We start from the raw sequence: 16,485 nt of genomic DNA, 5'->3' as shown, positions 1-16,485 counted from the left end.
GACCGGGAGGGACCCCCAGAGGTGCTCCGGCCGCGGGCCGCACTGCTGCGCGGGAACGGCACGGCGCGGGGACCACGGGCGCGGGGACCACGGATGCTGGGCTCACGGCCGCGCAGCGGCGCGGAGCGCGTCGAAGGTCTCATCCCGCACCTGATGGCAGGAGGCGTTCTGGCCGATAGACTCGCCGAGGCCCTCGAGCGGTTCGCACGCGCGGTGCGAGACAGCGCTGAAGGGTCCTCGCCCATCGCGCAACCTGAAACGAGCACCTGCGTATGACCATCCAGCACCGCACCGACCTGCGAAACGTCGCCATCGTCGCCCACGTCGACCACGGCAAGACCACCCTGGTCGACGCCATGCTCACCCAGGGCGGCGCCTTCGGCGAACGCGACAAGCATGACGAGCGGGCGATGGACTCCGGCGAGCTCGAGCGCGAGAAGGGCATCACGATCCTCGCCAAGAACACGGCGATCCGGTACACGGGCCCCTCCGCCGCGGCGATCGGCGAGCCCGACGGCATCACCATCAACGTCATCGACACCCCCGGCCACGCCGACTTCGGCGGAGAGGTCGAGCGCGGCCTGTCCATGGTCGACGGCGTCGTGCTGCTGGTGGACTCCTCCGAGGGCCCCCTCCCGCAGACCCGCTTCGTGCTGCGCAAGGCGCTGGCCGCGAAGCTCCCCGTGATCCTCGTGGTCAACAAGGTCGACCGTCCCGACGCCCGTATCGAGGAGGTCGTGGGTGAGGCCACCGACCTGCTGCTGGGCCTGGCCTCGGACCTCTCCGAGGAGATCGACGACATCGATCTCGACGCCGTCCTCGACGTGCCCGTCGTCTACGCCTCCGGCAAGGCCGGCCGCGCCTCCACCACCCAGCCGGCCGACGGCACCCTCCCGGACGACGAGACGGTCGAGCCGCTGTTCAAGACCATCCTCGAGTCGATCCCGGCCCCGGCCTTCGACGACGAGGTGCCGCTGCAGGCGCACGTCACCAACCTCGACGCCTCGCCGTTCCTCGGCCGTCTGGCGCTGCTCCGCATCAAGAACGGCGAGCTCACCAAGGGCCAGCAGGTCGCGTGGTGCACCCAGGACGGCACCGTCAAGCAGGTCAAGATCACCGAGCTGCTGGAGACCAAGGGCCTCTCGCGCCAGCCGATGACCCGGGCCGCACTGCCCGGCGACATCGTCGCCGTCGCCGGCATCCCCGAGATCATGATCGGCGAGACCCTCGCCGATCTCGCGGATCCCCGCCCGCTGCCGCTGATCGCGATCGACGACCCGGCGATCTCGATGACCATCGGCATCAACACCTCCCCGCTGGCCGGCAAGAACGGCAAGGGCCACAAGCTCACCGCCCGTCAGGTCAAGGACCGCCTCGACCAGGAGCTGGTCGGCAACGTGTCCCTGAAGGTCCTGCCCACTCCGCGTCCGGATGCCTGGGAGGTCCAGGGCCGCGGTGAGCTCGCGCTGTCGATCCTCGTGGAGCAGATGCGCCGCGAGGGCTTCGAGCTGACCGTCGGTAAGCCGAAGGTGCTCACCCGTGAGATCGACGGCAAGGTGCACGAGCCCGTCGAGCGGATGACCGTGGACGTGCCCGAGGAGTACCTCGGCACCGTCACCCAGCTGATGGCCTCGCGCAAGGGCCGCATGGAGACCATGAGCAACCACGGCTCCGGCTGGGTGCGCATGGAGTTCGTGGTCCCCGCCCGCGGCCTCATCGGCTTCCGCACGCGCTTCATGACCGAGACCCGCGGCAACGGCATCGCCTCCTCCTACGCCGACGGCTTCGAGCCGTGGATGGGTGAGATCGAGTTCCGCGCCACCGGCTCGCTGGTCGCCGACCGCGCCGGCAGCGTGACGCCGTTCGCGATGATCAACCTCCAGGAGCGCGGCTCCTTCTTCGTCGAGCCCACCTCCGAGGTGTACGCCGGTCAGATCGTCGGGGAGAACTCCCGCAACGAGGACATGGACGTCAACATCACCAAGGAGAAGAAGCTGACGAACATGCGCGCCGCGTCCTCGGACTCCTTCGAGAACCTGGTGCCGCCGCGTCGTCTGACCCTCGAGGAGTCCCTCGAGTTCTCCAACGAGGACGAGTGCGTCGAGGTCACCCCCGAGATCGTCCGCATCCGCAAGGTCATCCTCGACGCCAACGAGCGCAAGCGCGCGAACTCCAAGGCCAAGTCGGGGAAGTGACGGCATGAGCGTGTCGCAGCCACCGGGGGAGTCGGGTCGCACCATCGACACCGCCTCCCTCGGGGCGCGCCTCGCTCAGGCCGCGATGGCGATCGTGCTCACGATCGTCTCGGTGCTGCTGATGCTCACCACGCATCGGCTGCAGCTCGCCCTGGGCGGGATCGACCTCCCGGCCGGGCTGGTCTTCGGCGCCGTGCTCCAGATCGTGATCTGCGTGTTCCTCTGGTCGGCTACCGGATCCCGCTTCCCGCTCCTGCTGGTGGGCGGCCTCTGGGGAATGCTCGCCACCCCGTTCCTGGGGGAGAGCATCGGCGGGGGAGTGCTGCTGCCGGCCCAGGTCGCCGACATCCCGCAGATCTCCGGCTGGATCGTCCAGGGCCTCGGCATCCTGATCCCGTTCCTGATGGCCGGGCTGGTCACGGTCCTCGGACGGCGCGCACCGCGACGCCGCTGAGCCGATGACCTCCTCCACGAGGCCCGACTGGGCGACGATCCCGAATCTCGTCACCCTGCTGCGCCTCGTGCTGCTGGCGCCGGTGTGCCTGCTCCTGCTGGACGGCCCGGACACCCTCGCGGTGGTGCTGCTGCTGGTGTGGGCCAGCACCGACTGGGTGGACGGACTGCTGGCCCGGGCCCTGGACCAGACCAGCCGCACCGGGGCGATCATCGACCCCATCGCGGATCGCATCGGGCTCGCCGCGATCGTGCTGGCCCTCGCGGCCGCAGACCTGCTGCCCTGGGCGGCGCTCGTGATCATCGTCGTCGTCGACGTCGCCATGGTGGCCCTCGCCACCGGTGCGGCGCTCGGCGGGCGGATCTCCGTGTCGTGGCTCGGCAAGGTGCGCACCTTCGTGCTGATGGCCTCGGTGTTCCTGCTGGTGGCGGTAGCCGCCTGGTGGCCCCCGATGCTGCCCGCCGTGCGATGGCTGCTGTGGGCCGGGGTGGTGCTCCACACGGCCTCGGGGATCGACTACATCCTCAGGGCGCGGAGCGCCCCGGCGGCCGGGTCGGCGGGGGAGGGACCTGCTTCGCCGCGATGACCAGGGCGCGGGGCACCTGCACCTCGCCGCGGCGGGTCATCACCTGCACGGTCCTCTCGTCGCTGCCCACCACGGTGCCCAGCGCATCCGTCATCGACTCCCCGTGGGGCGAGGTCCGGGCATCGATCGCGTAGCGGAGCACCACGCGGCGCCCCACCGCCAGGAAGGGTGCCCATCCGGCGCGGGCCCGGTGACCGTCGTGCATCGTCATGCCACGAGGCTAGACCCGCCCGGAGGAGCCCTGCTGCCCGCAGCGGATGTGCGACCTGTCACCTCCTGGGCCCGGTGCCCGTGCGGGCGGTCCCCGGAGCGGACGGGATGAGATGATGGGTGCCGTCTCCGACGGAAGGAAGCCGCTCATGACCTACGTCATCGCCCTGCCCTGCGTCGACGTGAAGGATCGTGCCTGCGTCGACGAGTGCCCTGTGGACTGCATCTACGAGGGCAACCGGATGCTCTACATCCAGCCCGACGAATGCGTGGACTGCGGCGCCTGCGAGCCCGTCTGCCCTGTCGAGGCGATCTACTACGAGGACGACACCCCGGACCAGTGGGCCGAGTACTACAAGGCCAACGTCGAGTTCTTCGACGATCTCGGCGCGCCCGGCGGCGCGGCCAAGATGGGCGTGATCGACAAGGACCACGCGATCATCGAGGCCCTGCCGACCCAGCCGAACCCGCTGGCCTGAGCCGTGGCAGCGACCTCCGTCGACCGTCACGCCGCTCCGCGCCAGGGCCTCGCCCAGCGTCTGCCCGCCTTCCCCTGGGACTCCCTGATCCCGGCGAAGCAGCGGGCCTCCGCCCATCCCGAGGGGATCGTGGATCTCTCCGTGGGCACCCCTGTCGACCCGACGCCCGTCTCCGTGCAGCAGGCCCTCGCCGCCGCGGCCGACAGCCCGGGCTACCCGACCACGATCGGCACCGCCGAGCTGCGGGAGGCGCTCGTGGACTTCGTGCGCCGCCACCGCGGCGCCCCCGAGGGCCTCGGCGTCGATGGGGTCCTGCCCACCGTCGGCTCCAAGGAGCTCGTCGCCCACCTCCCGTTCCAGCTCGGCCTGGGCGCCGGCGACACGGTCGCGTTCCCGCACATCGCCTACCCCACCTATGACATGGGCGCCCGCTTCATCGGCGCGGACCCGCTGCCGGTGGACATCGGCCGCCTCGCCGCGGACGGCGATGCCGCGTTCGAGGACCCGTCGGCCGTGGAGCGGATCCGGCTGCTGTGGCTGAACTCCCCGTCCAACCCCAGCGGCGAGGTGCTCGACGCCGAGCAGCTGGCCGCGGTGGTCCGCTGGGCCCGCGAGCGGGGCATCGTGGTCGCCTCCGACGAGTGCTACGCGCTGCTGCCCTGGACCGTGGACGAGGTCCCCTCGGTGCTGGATCCGCGCGTGAACGGCGGCTCGCTCGACGGGCTCCTGTGCGTCTACTCCCTGTCCAAGCAGTCGAACCTGGCCGGCTACCGCGCCGCCTTCGTCGCCGGAGACCCGGCGCTCGTGGGCGAGCTGGTGGCCGTGCGCAAGCAGGCCGGGATGATGCTGCCCGGGCCGCTCCAGGCGGCGATGACAGCGGCGCTGCGCGACGACGAGGCCCCGGCCGCGCAGCGTGAGATCTATCGCGCCCGTCGCGCCGTCCTCGAGCCGGCGCTGCGCTCCGCAGGCGGCGAGATCCATGCCTCCCAGGCAGGTCTCTACCTCTGGACCACCTTCGGCGAGGACGCGATGACCAGTGTCGAACGCCTCGCGGACCTCGGCGTCCTGGTGGCCCCGGGGATGTTCTATGGTGTCGGTGGTGGAGAATTCGTCCGGGTCGCGCTCACCGCGACCGACGAGCGGATCGCTGCCGCCGCCCGGCGCCTCGAGCGCCTCTAGAACCTCCGGCGCCTGCGGGCGCCTCACCGATCCGACCACGCACAACGGAGAGCCCATGGATCACGCGACGACGTCCGCTCAGCTCACTCTGGGGGAGAAGTCCCTCGATCTCCCGATCGTCCCGGCCGTGGAGGGCAACGCCGGCATCTCGATCGCCCCCCTGCGCAAGGAGACCGGTGAGGTCACCTACGACCCCGGCTTCATGAACACCGCGAACGCCAAGTCCGCGATCACCTACATCGACGGCGACGAGGGAATCCTGCGGTACCGCGGCTACCCGATCGAGCAGCTGGCCGAGAAGTCCAGCTACCTCGAGGTCTCCTACCTGCTGATCAACGGGGAGCTGCCCACCAAGGGCCAGCTCGACAACTTCGAGGCCCAGGTCGAGCACCGCACCCTCCTCGACGAGCGCTTCAAGCGCATGTTCGACAACTTCCCGCGCGACGCCCACCCGATGGCCGTGCTGCAGGCCGGCACCTCGGCGCTGTCCACCTTCTACCAGGACTCGCTGGACCCCTTCGACGAGGAGCAGGTGCGTCTCTCGGCCGTGCGGCTGCTCGCGAAGATGCCCACGATGGCGGCCTACGCGCACCGCATCGCCCAGGGCCATGCGCTGCTCTACCCGGACAACCGCCTCTCCCTGATCGAGAACTTCCTCCGCCTGACCTTCGGGTTCCCGGTCGAGGACTACATCGCCGATCCGGTCGTGGTGCGCGCGATGGAGCAGCTGCTGATCCTCCACGCCGATCACGAGCAGAACTGCTCGACCTCCGCGGTGCGCCTCGTCGGCTCCGCCCAGGCGAACCTGTTCACCTCGATCTCCGCCGGCATCGGCGCGCTCTCGGGCCCCGCCCACGGCGGCGCGAACGCCGCGGTGATGGACATGCTCGACCAGATCCAGGCCGAGAACATGGACCCGCGCGACTTCATGGAGAAGGTGAAGCGCAAGGAGGACGGCATCCGCCTGATGGGCTTCGGCCACCGGGTGTACAAGAACTACGATCCCCGTGCGCGCCTGGTCAAGAAGATCGCCGACGACGTCCTGGAGCGCCTCGGCGTCAACGACTCGCGGCTCGAGCTCGCGATGAAGCTCGAGGAGATCGCCCTGAAGGACGACTACTTCGTCGAGCGCAGGCTCTACCCGAACGTCGACTTCTACACGGGCCTGATCTACAAGGCCATCGGCTTCCCCACCGAGATGTTCACGGTGCTGTTCGCCATCGGTCGCCTCCCGGGCTGGATCGCCCAGTGGGAGGAGATGGTCCACGACCCGGAGACGAAGATCGGCCGCCCGCGCCAGATCTACACCGGCCACGCGGAGCGTCCCTACAAGGAGATGGGCGAGCGCACCGGCACCAGCGAGCTGCACCTGGCCGCGCTCCAGTCGGACATCGCCAAGCGCGGCTGACCGCGCCGCTGCGACCGCATCGCAGCGATCCCGTCGCCCCGATCCCGATCCCGCCCCCTGAGGGCGATCGCGGTCGGGGCGTCGTCGTCAGCGGCCGCTGACCAGCACCACCACGCGGTCCGCGGCGCCGCCCTCGGCCGTGCCCCAGCCCGTCGCCTCCTCGCCGTGCGCCGCACGGTCCCAGAGCCGCCCCTGGTAGGACACCTGGACCACGCCGTCCTCGGCGGCACGGGCCACCGCCCAGTTCGCGACTGCCCAGGCCAGGGCCTCGTCGCCGCCGGTGTCGATGACGAGAGCGGTCGCGCCGGCGGTCTCCGGCAGCTGCGGTGCGGCGCCGGAGGCGGCGGCGAGCTGCGCGCTCAGCCGTCCCGAGTCGATGCTGCGCGGGAACTGGCGCTCCAGCTCGGAGCGGACCTCTTCGGGGGAGGCGGTCGCGCCGACGGCCCCGAGCGTGCAGCGCAGGTTCGCGCCGCTCTGCCCGGTCAGCGCCGAGGCGTAGAGGCGGCCCTCGGTCTCGTGGTCCCGGTATGCCTCCGGGTGCCCGGAGCGCTGGACCTGCTGGGCCACGTCGTTGATGTCGGCGCTCTCGTAGGCGGGGATCTTCACCAGCTCGTCGTAGAAGGCATTGGTGGAGTGGACCGGGTCCTGGATCTCCTCCGCGGTGCCCCAGCCCTGCGAGGGTCGCTGCTGGAACAGCCCCAGGGAGTCGCGGTCCCCGTAGTCGATGTTCCGCAGCTGCGACTCCTGGTAGGCGGTCGCCAGGGCGATCGAGGCGGCCCGCGGCGGCAGCTCCCGATCCACGGCGATCGCGCTGATCAGCGCAGCGTTCGCGACCCGATCGGTGGAGTAGCGGTGGCTGGTCCCGAGCCCCTCGGCCACGCAGGTGCCCTCATGGGCGGGCGAGCCGTAGCGCTGCAGGGCGATGTAGCTGCCGCCGGCGATGCCGCCGAACAGCAGCACCATCACCAGGGGGATCACGAGGTGGCGCCCGACGGAGGACCCTCCGCCGCGGGTCCGTCGACGGGTGCGCCGCCGTGCGCCTGACGCCACCTCGTGCCCCGGTCCCGCGTCAGTTCGCGTGCAGCGCGGCGTTGAGCTCGACGGTCTGGCCCTCACGGGCCACCGCCTGCACGGCACCGGTCAGCGAGTTGCGACGGAACAGCAGGTTCGAGAGCCCGGAGAGCTCGAGCGCCTTGACCACGCGCGGCTCGGTGCCGGCCTCGCCGACCAGCTGCACCTTGGTGCCCGCGGTGACGTACAGCCCCGCCTCGACCACGCAGTCGTCGCCGAGCGCGATGCCCACCCCGGCCTCCGCGCCGACCAGCGAGCGTCGGCCGATGCTGACGCGCTGGGTGCCGCCGCCGGAGAGGGTGCCCATGGTGGAGGCGCCGCCGCCGACGTCGGAGCCGTCGCCGACCACGACGCCCTGCGAGACGCGGCCCTCGATCATGGAGGTGCCGAGCGTCCCCGCGTTGTAGTTCACGAAGCCCTCGTGCATGACCGTGGTGCCCTCGGCGAGATGCGCGCCAAGGCGCACGCGGTCGGCGTCGCCGATGCGCACGCCCGTGGGCAGCACGTAGTCGACCATGCGGGGGAACTTGTCGAGGCTGAACACGGTGGGCGTGCGGCCCGCGGCGATCAGGCGCAGACGGGTCTCCTCGAAGCCGGGCACGGCACAGGGGCCCTCGGAGGTCCACACCACGTTGGTCAGCGCGCCGAAGAGCCCCTCGAGGCTCTGGCCGTTGGGCTGGACCAGACGGTGGGAGAGGAGGTGGAGGCGCAGGTAGGCATCGGCCGCATCGGCCGGCGGCTCGGACAGCGTGATCGATCGGACCACGACCTCCTGGGTGGTGCCGCGCGCTTCGTCGGCGCGGGCGGCGGCCGTGAGCTGGGCGTGCAACGGAAGAGTCTCGATCTCGGAAGGCGCCTCGCCGAGCTGGGGCGCTGGATACCATGCATCGAGGACAGAGCCGTCGGTGCTGAGGGTGGTGAGTGCGATGCCCCAGGCCGTCGAGGCGGGGGAGTCCTGTGTCGTGGAGGTCATCCCCCGAGTCTACGAATCCGGCGGGTGCCCGGTCATCTGCCGCGCCCTGCGCGGGACGGACCGCACATCGGCCTGCGGGGTCGGTCGCCGGTGACAGCCCCCGCGACCGGCTCGGAGCCGCCCCCGGCGCCCCGGATGCCTCTGCGCCGGAAATCCGAGTACCTGCGCTGGCTCGTGGGCGATCTCCTCCTCGACGCGGGCACCGGGATCGGCGCCTTCGCCTTCCCCCTGATCACCTACATGGTCACCGGCGACCTGGGCACGACGGGGCTGGTCGCACTGGTCCAGGGGCTCGGCGCGCTGGCCGGGCTGATCCCCGGCGGGCTGCTCGCGGACCGCGTCGAACGCCGCCGGCTGCGGCTGCTGGCCGGCGCGACCGGCGCGCTGCTCCAGGCCGTCCTCGTGATCGTGCTGCTGAGCGGGGCGGCCGGTGCGGTGGTCCTGGCGGTGCTGGCCTTCGCCGACAGGTTCCGCGAGACGCTGCTGGGCAGCGCCTCCCACGCCATGCTCAAGCAGATCGTCCCCACCGCGCAGCTGCCGCGGGCGGTCGCGGTCAACCAGGGCCGCCAGGCGGCGGTCGAGATGGGCTCGGGGCCCGCAGGCGGTGCGCTGCTGGGGCTGTCGGTCGTGTTCCCGCCGCTCGCGCAGCTGCTGGGGAACCTCGGCTCGCTGCTCGCGACGCTGACCATGCAGCGCCGCTACCACCCGCGCTCCGAGGGGGCGGTGCGCACGCGGGTGCGGGAGGACCTCCGCGAAGCGCTGCGGTGGACGATCTCCCAGCCCCTCCGCCTGCAGATCCTGGCGATCGCCTCCTCGGTGAACCTCGGGGCCAACGGCCTGATCTTCGCGGTGCTGCTGGACCTCGCCTCCGAGGGCGTCTCCGCCACCCGCATCGGACTGCTGAACACGGTGCTGGCCGCGGCGATCCTGCTCGGAGCGTTCCTCGCCCCGCGAATGGTGGACACCGTGCCGACGGGCGTGCTGGCGATCGTGCCGGTGAGCCTCATGGCCCTCGTGGGGGTCTTCCTCGCGACGGGCCCCTCGATGCTCCTGGTCGGGGCGGCCTATGCGGTGCTGGGCATCGGGATCCCGGCCATCAACGCCTCCAGCCAGGGCTTCTTCACCCACATCACCCCGGTGGCGATGCAGGGACGGGTCAGCTCCCTGATGCGGGTGGTCTCCTCATCGCTGATGCCGCTCGCGCCCGCGATGGCCGGCTGGGGTCTCGATCTCGTGGGACTGATGCCCACCATGCTCGTCTTCGCCGGGGTCCTCGCACTGGGCGCCCTGGCCGGGCTGCTGGGACGGGACCTGCGCCGGATCCCGACGGCTCCGCAGTGGGAGCGCTACGCCCGCGAGGAAGGGCTCGCCGTCGACGAGGGCGGGGCGTCGGCCTCCGGGGACTGATCTCGTCCAGGGTCGCCCACGGCGGCCCAGAGCATGCGGAAGGTGTGCGTCTCCTGGCCCGAGTCAGGGAGGTCGGTCGACGGACCGATCACACCGCGGGCGGCTCCTCGCTCAGCGGCGTCGGGCCGACCCACTGCGCCGCGCGCGAGCGCCGCGAGATCTGTCGGACCCGTCGGGAGCGGATGTAGACCAGCGCCACCGCGACGAGCAGGGCTGCGAAGCCCCCGCCGAGCAGCCACGGCGCCCAGACCGAGTAGCCGCCCAGATCGCCCAGCATCGGGGAGATCAGCAGCAGGGCGGCGCCCGCGACGATCAGGAGCACCCCGGCTCCCACCAGAAGGGCCGGGCCGAGGGACCGCGCCACGGCGGGGCCGGCCGAATCGCCCTGCAGCGGACGGCGCAGCGGCAGGCCACGGCCGAGCTGACCGGGCCGCGAGACCGCCCAGTCCAGGAGCATCCGGTCCCGTCGGCGGGTCGCCACAGCGCCCACCAGGGCTGCCAGCAGACCGCAGACGACGGCGAGCACGAGGAGCGCGACACCCTGCTCGGGCAGGCGATCGGCGATCTCGGCGGCGTCGGAGCGCAGGCTCTGCACCATCGTGATCAACGCCAGGCCGAACGCCACCACCAGCAGGACCGCCTCCACGAGGCGGAGGGGGAGCTGGCGCGCCGCCCGCTCGGCCTGCTCCGCGGACTCCAGCTCGTCCTCCACCGGGTCCGCGCCCTCCTCGAGCACCACCCGGCGCTCGTCCGCGAGCCGCTGGGCGAACTCCTCGGTGCCCGGACCGGAGCCCAGTGAGGGTGCGTACAGCGCCCTCTGCTCAGCAGTGAGCCAGGCCGTCATCACCAGGGCATCGGCCGAGGCGCGCTCCTGGGGCAGCAGATCCGCGCTGACGGCGGCGCGCAGCCGGGCCGCCTGGCGCCCGTCGAACTGGTTCGAGGGCGTCGCAGGACCGTCGTGGGGGAGATGCCTCGGCGGCGGCGCGGGAGTCGACATGGCGACATCGTCCCAGATCGTCGGCGCCCGTGCCGGGACGGCCCGGAGGGGGCACGTCGGCGGGCAGGTCCGGGAGATACTGGTGCGATGACCGCAGCCGCTGAACCAGTCCGCACCGTCGCCGTCGTCGGGGCGGGGCCGCGGGGCACGGCGATCATCGAGCGGCTCGTCGCGGCCTCCACCGCTCCCGACTGGCGCGGGGCGCTCACCGTGCACCTCATCGACCCGCTGGTGGGCCGCGGCGGCGCCGTCTGGCGGCACGACCAGTCCGAGGTGCTGCTGATGAACACCACCACCTGCCAGACCACGATGTATCCCGACGAGTCCTGCCACGCCGTGCTCCCGGTGCTGCGGCGCGCGACCCTGGCCGACCATCTCGCCGACGAGGGCCTGGCCCCCACCGACTTCGCCTCCCGGGCGGCGCACGGCCGCTATCTCGCCCACGTGCTGGAGACCGCGACGGCGACCGCGGACCCGCAGCGGCTGCGGATCGTCGAGCACGCCGCCGAGGCCGTCGACGTCACCGGTCCGGCCGACGGGCCCCAGCGCGTACGGCTCAGCGACGGGCGCGTGCTGCGCGCCGACGCGGTCGCCCTCGCGCTCGGCCACCTGCCCACCGCCCTCGGCCCCCGCTCCCAGCAGCTCGCCGACGCCGCCGAGCGCCACGGCCTGGTCCACATCGGCCCCGCGAACCCGCTCGAGGTGGACTACGCCGGCCTGCTGGGCCGGGAGGTCGTCGCGGTGCAGGGGATGGGGCTGAACTTCTACGACGCGATCGGCATGCTCACCGAGGTCGCCGGCGGACGCTTCGAGCCGGACCCGACCGCTCCCTCCGGGCTGCGCTACCTGCCCGGCGGCGAGGAGCCGCGCCTGCTGGTCGGCTCCCGCTCCGGGATGGTCTACCGGCCCAAGCCCGACCTCGGGGACCGCATGCCCGAGCCCTATCTCCCCGAGGTGCTCACCGGCGAGAGGGTGCTCGAGCTCGCCGTCCGCTCGGCGGGCGTGGACCACGAGCGGGACGTGATGCCGCTGATGCTCGCCGAGCTGCGCCGGGCGCTGCGCAGCGACGGATTCCCCGAGCTCGCGGAGGACGACCTCCTGCTCCCGCTGCTGTTCCCCTTCGGTCGGCGCGGCGGCGAGGCCCCGGTGCCGCACCGCAGCACCCGGGACGTGCTGCGCGAATCGCTCCGCGCCGCCTCCGAGCCCGACCCGGCCTGGGTGCTCATCTACCGGGTGCTGATCGCGCTGCGCATCCAGGTGGGCCGCCTCACCGATCTCGGCGCCTACACCACCGACTCCGTGCGCCGCGACATCGACGGCCACCTGCGCAACGCCTTCGCCTCCTGGGCCTCGGGGCCGCCCGTGCTCCGCGCCCGCCAGGTCCTCGCCCTCGAGGAGGCCGGGCTGCTGGAGTTCACCGGCCCTCGCATGCACCTGGACATCGACGAGGCGGCGGGACGGTACGCGGTGCGCGGCGGCGACGGCCCGATCACCCTGTGCGACGGCGTGCTCGAGGCGCATCTGCCGCCGGTGGACCTGCCCGCCTACCGCAGCCCCCTGCTCGGCGCCTGGCGAGAGCGCGGAGAGGTGCAGAAGGACTCCTGGGCCTCCCGCGGCAGCCGGCGACGGATGCTCACCGGATCCATCGCGGTGGACGGCCTGTACGCCCCCGTCGGCGTCGACGACACCGTCTACGAGCGCCGCCTGCTGGTGGGGGTCCCCGTCAGCACCGCGCAGCCCGGCTCCGCGATCAGCGCCGAGCCCGGCACCGGCGCCCAGCTGCTGCGGCACGCCGAGGCGGTCGCGCTGCGGCTCGCCCGCGCGGGCGGAGCGCTCGAGGAGGACGTGGCACGATGAGGACCATGAAGCACCAGGCCGCACCCGCCCTCGATCCCCACGCCGACATCGTCGACCTCACCGCCGCGATCGTCGACATCGAATCCGTCTCCGGGAACGAGCAGGCGCTCGCCGACGCGGTCGAGCAGACGCTGCGGGAGAACGCCCCGCACCTGGAGGTGCTCCGCGACGGGGACACCGTCATCGCCCGCACCCAGCGCGGCCTCGCCCAGAGGGTGCTGCTGGCCGGCCACCTGGACACCGTCCCGCTCGCGGGCAACCTGCCCTCCTCCCGCCGTTTCCGCGAGGGACGCGAGGAGCTCGTGGGCCGCGGCACCTGCGACATGAAGGGCGGCGTCGCGGTGTTCCTCAAGCTGGCCGTCGAGGCCTCCGCCGCGCCCGTGGACCTCACCTGGATCTTCTACGACCACGAGGAGGTCGCCGCGGCGGACAACTCCCTCACCCGGATCGCGGCCGAGCGCCCCGAGCTGCTCGCGGCGGACTTCGCGATCCTCGGGGAGCCCACCTCCTCCGGCGTCGAGGGAGGCTGCAAGGGCACCATGAAGCTCGAGGTCTCCGCGACCGGCGTCGCCGCGCACTCCGCCCGCGACTGGGTGGGGGACAACGCGATCCATCACCTCGCCCCGGTACTCGAGCGCCTCGCCGCCTATGAGGCGCGCCGCGCCGTGATCGACGGGCTCGAGTACCGCGAGTGCCTCAACGCCGTCTCGATCTCCGGCGGCATCGCCGGGAACGTGATCCCCGATCGTGCCAGCGCGGTCCTGAACTACCGCTTCGCCCCCGACACCTCCGTCGAGCAGGCCGAGGCCCATGTGCGCGAGGTGCTCGCCGGCCTGCCCGTGGAGATCACGGTGACCGATTCCGCCGGGGGCGCGCTGCCGGGCCTCGACGCCGGCGCGGCCCGCGACTTCCTCGCCGCCCTCGGCGAGGACGTGAGCATCGAGGCGAAGCAGGGGTGGACCGACGTGGCCCGCTTCGCGACCCTCGGCACCCCGGCGGTGAACTTCGGCCCCGGCGATCCGCTGCTCGCCCACACCGACGACGAGCACGTGCCGCTGGAGGACCTGCGCACCTCGCTGGCGAGCCTGCGTCGCTGGCTGGACGTCCCCGCCTGAGCGATGGCCGGTGGTCGGCTTCAGGCGATCCTCACGGCTCGAGCCGTTACCCTCGCACCATGACGCCTGAGGAACGAGACCGCCACCGCAAGGGACCGATCACCCTGCGCGGCTCCCAGCGACCCGAACGCACCACGGACCAGCGCCTCCTCGAGGAGGACGGCCCCGCCGACTGGGTCCATGCGGACCCCTGGCGGGTGATGCGCATCCAGGCCGAGTTCGTCGAGGGCTTCGGCGCGCTCGCCGAGCTGGGCCCCGCGATCTCGATCTTCGGCTCGGCGCGGCTGCGCGAGGACAGCCCCTTCTACGCCTGTGCGATGGAGATCGCCCGGGGCGTCGTGGAGATGGGCTACGCGGTCATCACCGGCGGCGGGCCCGGGATCATGGAGGCCGGCAACCGCGGCGCGCAGGAGGCCGGCGGGATCTCCGTGGGACTCGGCATCGAGCTGCCCCACGAGCAGGGGATGAACGAGTACGTCGACCTCGGGGTCGACTTCCGCTACTTCTTCGCCCGCAAGACGATGTTCGTGAAGTACTCCAGCGGCTTCGTCGTGATGCCCGGCGGCTTCGGCACCTTCGACGAGCTGTTCGAGGCGCTCTGCCTCATGCAGACCCACAAGATCGACATGTTCCCCGTGGTGCTCGTGGGCCGCGACTACTGGCAGGGCCTGCTGGACTGGCTGCGCACCGCCGTGGTCGACGGAGGCATGGTGGGCCCGCTGGACATCGACCTCATGCGGGTCGTCGACACCCCGCAGGAGGCCCTCGACGTGCTCCGCGAGGCGGCGCGGAAGGGTCCGCAGACCGGCGCGGACCAGATCGTGACATGAGCGCCGTCGGACCGATCGTGATCCTCCTGCTGCTGGTGGCACTGCTGGTGGGGGTGCTGATGGTGGGGGTCGCGACGGGTCGGATCGGGGACGGGATCGAGCTTCCCGAGAGGCCTCGACGGACCCGACGTGCGCGACGCTCCCAAGACCTGAGATAATGGCCACCGTACGCGCATTGTCCGAGGCCCCGTCCGGGGGAGCCATGCAAGGGCAGTGACTCATCAAGGAGGCACGATGGCTGCTATGAAGCCGCGCACCGGTGACGGTCCGCTCGAGGTCGTGGAGGAGGGTCGCAGCATCATCATGCGAGTCCCGCTCGAAGGGGGCGGCCGCCTGGTCGTCGAGATCGCCGCATCGGAAGCCGTGGAGCTGCGCGACGCCCTCGAGGGTGTCATCAAGTAGCAGGTCACCAGCCCGGATCTCAGCCCCGCACCGCTCGGTGCGGGGCTGTCATCGTTCCAGGGCTGTCATCGTTCCGGGGCTGTCATCGTTGCGGGGCGTTCATCGCCCCCGTGAGGTCAGGGACGGAGCACGGCGGCGAGCACGCCGTCGCCGCTGCCGGTGAGCACCGAGACGAGATCCTCGGCCTCCGTGACGGCCCGCAGGAGCGCGCGCACGGACTGCGTGGTGGCATCCCGCGCGGTCGGATCCGGCACGCGGTCATGGAAGAGCGCGTGGGGGATCACCAGGACGCCGCCGGGGCGCAGCAGGCGCCGGGCGTGCTCGAGCAGGTCCAGGGCGTGCGGAGCGTGGGCGGGGAAGCTCACGAGGTCGTAGGCGTGATCGGTGAGGCGGCCGACGACGTCGCGCGGTCGCCCGGCGATCGTGCGCACCCGCGGGGAGCGGATCCCGGCCTCGACGAAGGCCTCGCGCGCCGCGCGCTGGTTCTCGACCTCGGGATCGATGGTGGTCAGCACCCCGTCGCGGTGCATGCCCGAGAGCAGGTACAGGGACCCGACTCCGCTGCCCGTGCCGATCTCGACGGCGGACCTGGCCTGCACCGAGGCGGCCAGCACGCGCATCAGCGCGCCGGCGCCCGGGAGCACCGGGGTGGCGCCGAGCTCGTTGCCCCGCTCCCTGGCGCGGGCCAGCACGCCGTCATCGGAGAAGAGGCCCGCCTCGTCGACGAATTCCTCACCGTGGGCCCATCCGGCCACTTTTCCCGACGACATCAGCGCATCCTCTCCGTTCACAGTGCGATCTGGCCGATCCTACGACAGCGCGCGCTCCTGTGAGCCACGCAGGGCTCGCGATGCAATAATGGCGACGCATCAGCGGACCTCGACACGTACAGGTGGACAATGGGCGGCACCGGATTCATGGGCCTCGGCGGCTGGGAGATCGTCGTCCTGCTCGTCGTGTTCCTGGTGATCGTGGGGCCGCAGCGGCTCCCCGAGGTGACGCGGCAGCTCGTGCAGTGGGTGCGCCAGGCGCGCCGCTGGGTCGACGATTCCCGCTCCACCGTCGAGGACGAGATGGGCATCGCCATCGAGGACCTCCGCAAGTACGATCCCCGCCAGTACGATCCGCGCCGCATCATCCGCGAGGCCTGGGGCGACACCTCCCTCGAGGATCTCGTGCCCGGCAAGGAGGCGATGAGCATCGCCACCGGCGGCGCCGCAGCGGGTGCCGCCGCGAAGGGCGCCAAGGGTTCGAAGAAGTCCGCCAAGGACAAGGGCCCCCAGCGGGCGCCCTTCGACGACGAGGCCACCTGATCCACCGCT

Annotated in this window: 17 protein-coding genes; 12 read left to right on the top strand and 5 right to left on the bottom strand. The window is 72.0% G+C overall.

Features of this window, described 5'->3' with window-relative positions; all coding sequences use genetic code 11:
- Positions 1 to 272 precede the first annotated feature (272 nt).
- From typA to CFK41_RS11360, 3 genes are read left to right on the top strand one after another with little or no spacing between them, the layout of a single operon-like run.
- Positions 273 to 2,195 (top strand): translational GTPase TypA, encoded by a 1,923-nt coding sequence (gene typA / locus CFK41_RS11370; protein ID WP_096799759.1) that lies wholly within the window; start codon positions 273 to 275, stop codon positions 2,193 to 2,195.
- Positions 2,196 to 2,199: 4 nt separating this feature from the next.
- Positions 2,200 to 2,649, top strand: a complete 450-nt coding sequence (locus CFK41_RS11365; RefSeq protein WP_096799758.1) for a hypothetical protein — start codon at positions 2,200 to 2,202, stop codon at positions 2,647 to 2,649.
- A 4-nt stretch (positions 2,650 to 2,653) separates the two neighbouring features.
- Positions 2,654 to 3,235, top strand: a complete 582-nt coding sequence (locus CFK41_RS11360; RefSeq protein ID WP_096799757.1) for a CDP-alcohol phosphatidyltransferase family protein — start codon at positions 2,654 to 2,656, stop codon at positions 3,233 to 3,235.
- On the opposite strand, the gene CFK41_RS11355 is transcribed toward CFK41_RS11360, so the two are convergent.
- Positions 3,174 to 3,446 (bottom strand): putative acetyltransferase, encoded by a 273-nt coding sequence (locus CFK41_RS11355; RefSeq protein WP_096799756.1) that lies wholly within the window; start codon positions 3,444 to 3,446, stop codon positions 3,174 to 3,176. The two genes, CFK41_RS11360 and CFK41_RS11355, sit on opposite strands and share 62 nt — an antisense overlap.
- A 148-nt stretch (positions 3,447 to 3,594) precedes the next feature.
- Between CFK41_RS11355 and fdxA the strand changes: the two genes are divergently transcribed.
- The 3 genes from fdxA to CFK41_RS11340 are packed head-to-tail and all read left to right on the top strand — an operon-like array spanning position 3,595 to position 6,511.
- The gene (fdxA, locus tag CFK41_RS11350; protein WP_096799755.1) at positions 3,595 to 3,924 is read left to right on the top strand and encodes a ferredoxin; all 330 of its coding nucleotides are present in this window, start codon (positions 3,595 to 3,597) and stop codon (positions 3,922 to 3,924) included.
- Positions 3,925 to 3,927: 3 nt separating this feature from the next.
- A complete protein-coding gene (gene dapC / locus CFK41_RS11345; RefSeq protein ID WP_096799754.1) occupies positions 3,928 to 5,103 on the top strand; it encodes a succinyldiaminopimelate transaminase in 1,176 nt (391 codons plus the stop codon).
- Positions 5,104 to 5,158: 55 nt separating this feature from the next.
- Complete coding sequence (locus CFK41_RS11340) at positions 5,159 to 6,511, top strand: citrate synthase (RefSeq protein ID WP_096799753.1); 1,353 nt, start codon at positions 5,159 to 5,161, stop codon at positions 6,509 to 6,511.
- An 87-nt stretch (positions 6,512 to 6,598) separates the two neighbouring features.
- Here the strand turns inward: CFK41_RS11340 and CFK41_RS11335 are convergent, their stop codons facing one another.
- Complete coding sequence (locus CFK41_RS11335) at positions 6,599 to 7,474, bottom strand: hypothetical protein (RefSeq protein ID WP_456061934.1); 876 nt, start codon at positions 7,472 to 7,474, stop codon at positions 6,599 to 6,601.
- Between the two features lie 106 nt (positions 7,475 to 7,580).
- On the bottom strand, positions 7,581 to 8,555 hold the full coding sequence (gene dapD / locus CFK41_RS11330) for a 2,3,4,5-tetrahydropyridine-2,6-dicarboxylate N-succinyltransferase (protein WP_096799751.1): 975 nt from the start codon (positions 8,553 to 8,555) through the stop codon (positions 7,581 to 7,583).
- Positions 8,556 to 8,690: 135 nt separating this feature from the next.
- On the opposite strand from dapD, the gene CFK41_RS11325 reads away from it, so the two are divergent.
- Entirely contained in the window at positions 8,691 to 9,962 is a 1,272-nt protein-coding gene (locus CFK41_RS11325; RefSeq protein ID WP_096799750.1) for an MFS transporter, read from the top strand.
- An 88-nt stretch (positions 9,963 to 10,050) separates the two neighbouring features.
- On the opposite strand, the gene CFK41_RS11320 is transcribed toward CFK41_RS11325, so the two are convergent.
- Positions 10,051 to 10,959 (bottom strand): hypothetical protein, encoded by a 909-nt coding sequence (locus CFK41_RS11320; protein ID WP_096799749.1) that lies wholly within the window; start codon positions 10,957 to 10,959, stop codon positions 10,051 to 10,053.
- Between the two features lie 87 nt (positions 10,960 to 11,046).
- Between CFK41_RS11320 and CFK41_RS11315 the strand changes: the two genes are divergently transcribed.
- The 4 genes from CFK41_RS11315 (at position 11,047) to CFK41_RS11295 (ending at position 15,163) form a co-directional block, all read left to right on the top strand.
- Positions 11,047 to 12,816 (top strand): FAD/NAD(P)-binding protein, encoded by a 1,770-nt coding sequence (locus CFK41_RS11315; RefSeq protein WP_096799748.1) that lies wholly within the window; start codon positions 11,047 to 11,049, stop codon positions 12,814 to 12,816.
- A gap of 5 nt (positions 12,817 to 12,821) precedes the next feature.
- Positions 12,822 to 13,931: a succinyl-diaminopimelate desuccinylase gene (gene dapE, locus CFK41_RS11310; protein WP_151904850.1), complete on the top strand. Its 1,110-nt coding sequence runs from the start codon at positions 12,822 to 12,824 to the stop codon at positions 13,929 to 13,931.
- A gap of 59 nt (positions 13,932 to 13,990) precedes the next feature.
- Positions 13,991 to 14,761 carry an LOG family protein gene (locus CFK41_RS11305; RefSeq protein WP_096799746.1) on the top strand — a complete coding sequence of 257 codons (771 nt, stop codon included), beginning with the start codon at positions 13,991 to 13,993 and terminating at the stop codon, positions 14,759 to 14,761.
- A 234-nt stretch (positions 14,762 to 14,995) separates the two neighbouring features.
- Complete coding sequence (locus CFK41_RS11295; protein ID WP_010551467.1) at positions 14,996 to 15,163, top strand: DUF3117 domain-containing protein; 168 nt, start codon at positions 14,996 to 14,998, stop codon at positions 15,161 to 15,163.
- A 116-nt stretch (positions 15,164 to 15,279) separates the two neighbouring features.
- Here CFK41_RS11295 and CFK41_RS11290 read toward each other — a convergent pair whose 3' ends face one another.
- Positions 15,280 to 15,933, bottom strand: coding sequence for an O-methyltransferase (locus CFK41_RS11290; protein WP_096799744.1), 654 nt, complete (start codon positions 15,931 to 15,933; stop codon positions 15,280 to 15,282).
- Between the two features lie 129 nt (positions 15,934 to 16,062).
- Here CFK41_RS11290 and CFK41_RS11285 point away from each other — a divergent pair, with 129 nt between their 5' ends.
- Positions 16,063 to 16,476, top strand: a complete 414-nt coding sequence (locus CFK41_RS11285; RefSeq protein WP_096799743.1) for a twin-arginine translocase TatA/TatE family subunit — start codon at positions 16,063 to 16,065, stop codon at positions 16,474 to 16,476.
- The last annotated feature ends 9 nt before the right edge of the window (positions 16,477 to 16,485 follow it).

The organism is Brachybacterium ginsengisoli, assembly GCF_002407065.1.
Classification (GTDB): domain Bacteria; phylum Actinomycetota; class Actinomycetes; order Actinomycetales; family Dermabacteraceae; genus Brachybacterium; species Brachybacterium ginsengisoli.
Note: the sequence above shows the minus strand (reverse complement) of the source record. Positions and strands in the feature narration are given on the sequence as shown.

Bases quoted from the DNA above. Each gene is read 5' to 3' on its own strand.
- typA (WP_096799759.1), top strand. From the start codon at position 273: ATGACCATCCAGCACCGCACCGACCTGCGAAACGTCGCCATCGTCGCC.
- dapE (WP_151904850.1), top strand. From the start codon at position 12,822: ATGAAGCACCAGGCCGCACCCGCCCTCGATCCCCACGCCGACATCGTC.
- CFK41_RS11325 (WP_096799750.1), top strand. From the start codon at position 8,691: ATGCCTCTGCGCCGGAAATCCGAGTACCTGCGCTGGCTCGTGGGCGAT.
- CFK41_RS11285 (WP_096799743.1), top strand. From the start codon at position 16,063: ATGGGCGGCACCGGATTCATGGGCCTCGGCGGCTGGGAGATCGTCGTC.
- fdxA (WP_096799755.1), top strand. From the start codon at position 3,595: ATGACCTACGTCATCGCCCTGCCCTGCGTCGACGTGAAGGATCGTGCC.
- CFK41_RS11340 (WP_096799753.1), top strand. From the start codon at position 5,159: ATGGATCACGCGACGACGTCCGCTCAGCTCACTCTGGGGGAGAAGTCC.
- CFK41_RS11295 (WP_010551467.1), top strand. From the start codon at position 14,996: ATGGCTGCTATGAAGCCGCGCACCGGTGACGGTCCGCTCGAGGTCGTG.
- CFK41_RS11365 (WP_096799758.1), top strand. From the start codon at position 2,200: ATGAGCGTGTCGCAGCCACCGGGGGAGTCGGGTCGCACCATCGACACC.
- CFK41_RS11290 (WP_096799744.1), bottom strand. From the start codon at position 15,933: ATGTCGTCGGGAAAAGTGGCCGGATGGGCCCACGGTGAGGAATTCGTC.
- dapD (WP_096799751.1), bottom strand. From the start codon at position 8,555: ATGACCTCCACGACACAGGACTCCCCCGCCTCGACGGCCTGGGGCATC.
- CFK41_RS11315 (WP_096799748.1), top strand. From the start codon at position 11,047: ATGACCGCAGCCGCTGAACCAGTCCGCACCGTCGCCGTCGTCGGGGCG.
- CFK41_RS11305 (WP_096799746.1), top strand. From the start codon at position 13,991: ATGACGCCTGAGGAACGAGACCGCCACCGCAAGGGACCGATCACCCTG.
- CFK41_RS11355 (WP_096799756.1), bottom strand. From the start codon at position 3,446: ATGACGATGCACGACGGTCACCGGGCCCGCGCCGGATGGGCACCCTTC.
- CFK41_RS11335 (WP_456061934.1), bottom strand. From the start codon at position 7,474: ATGGTGCTGCTGTTCGGCGGCATCGCCGGCGGCAGCTACATCGCCCTG.
- CFK41_RS11360 (WP_096799757.1), top strand. From the start codon at position 2,654: ATGACCTCCTCCACGAGGCCCGACTGGGCGACGATCCCGAATCTCGTC.
- CFK41_RS11320 (WP_096799749.1), bottom strand. From the start codon at position 10,959: ATGTCGACTCCCGCGCCGCCGCCGAGGCATCTCCCCCACGACGGTCCT.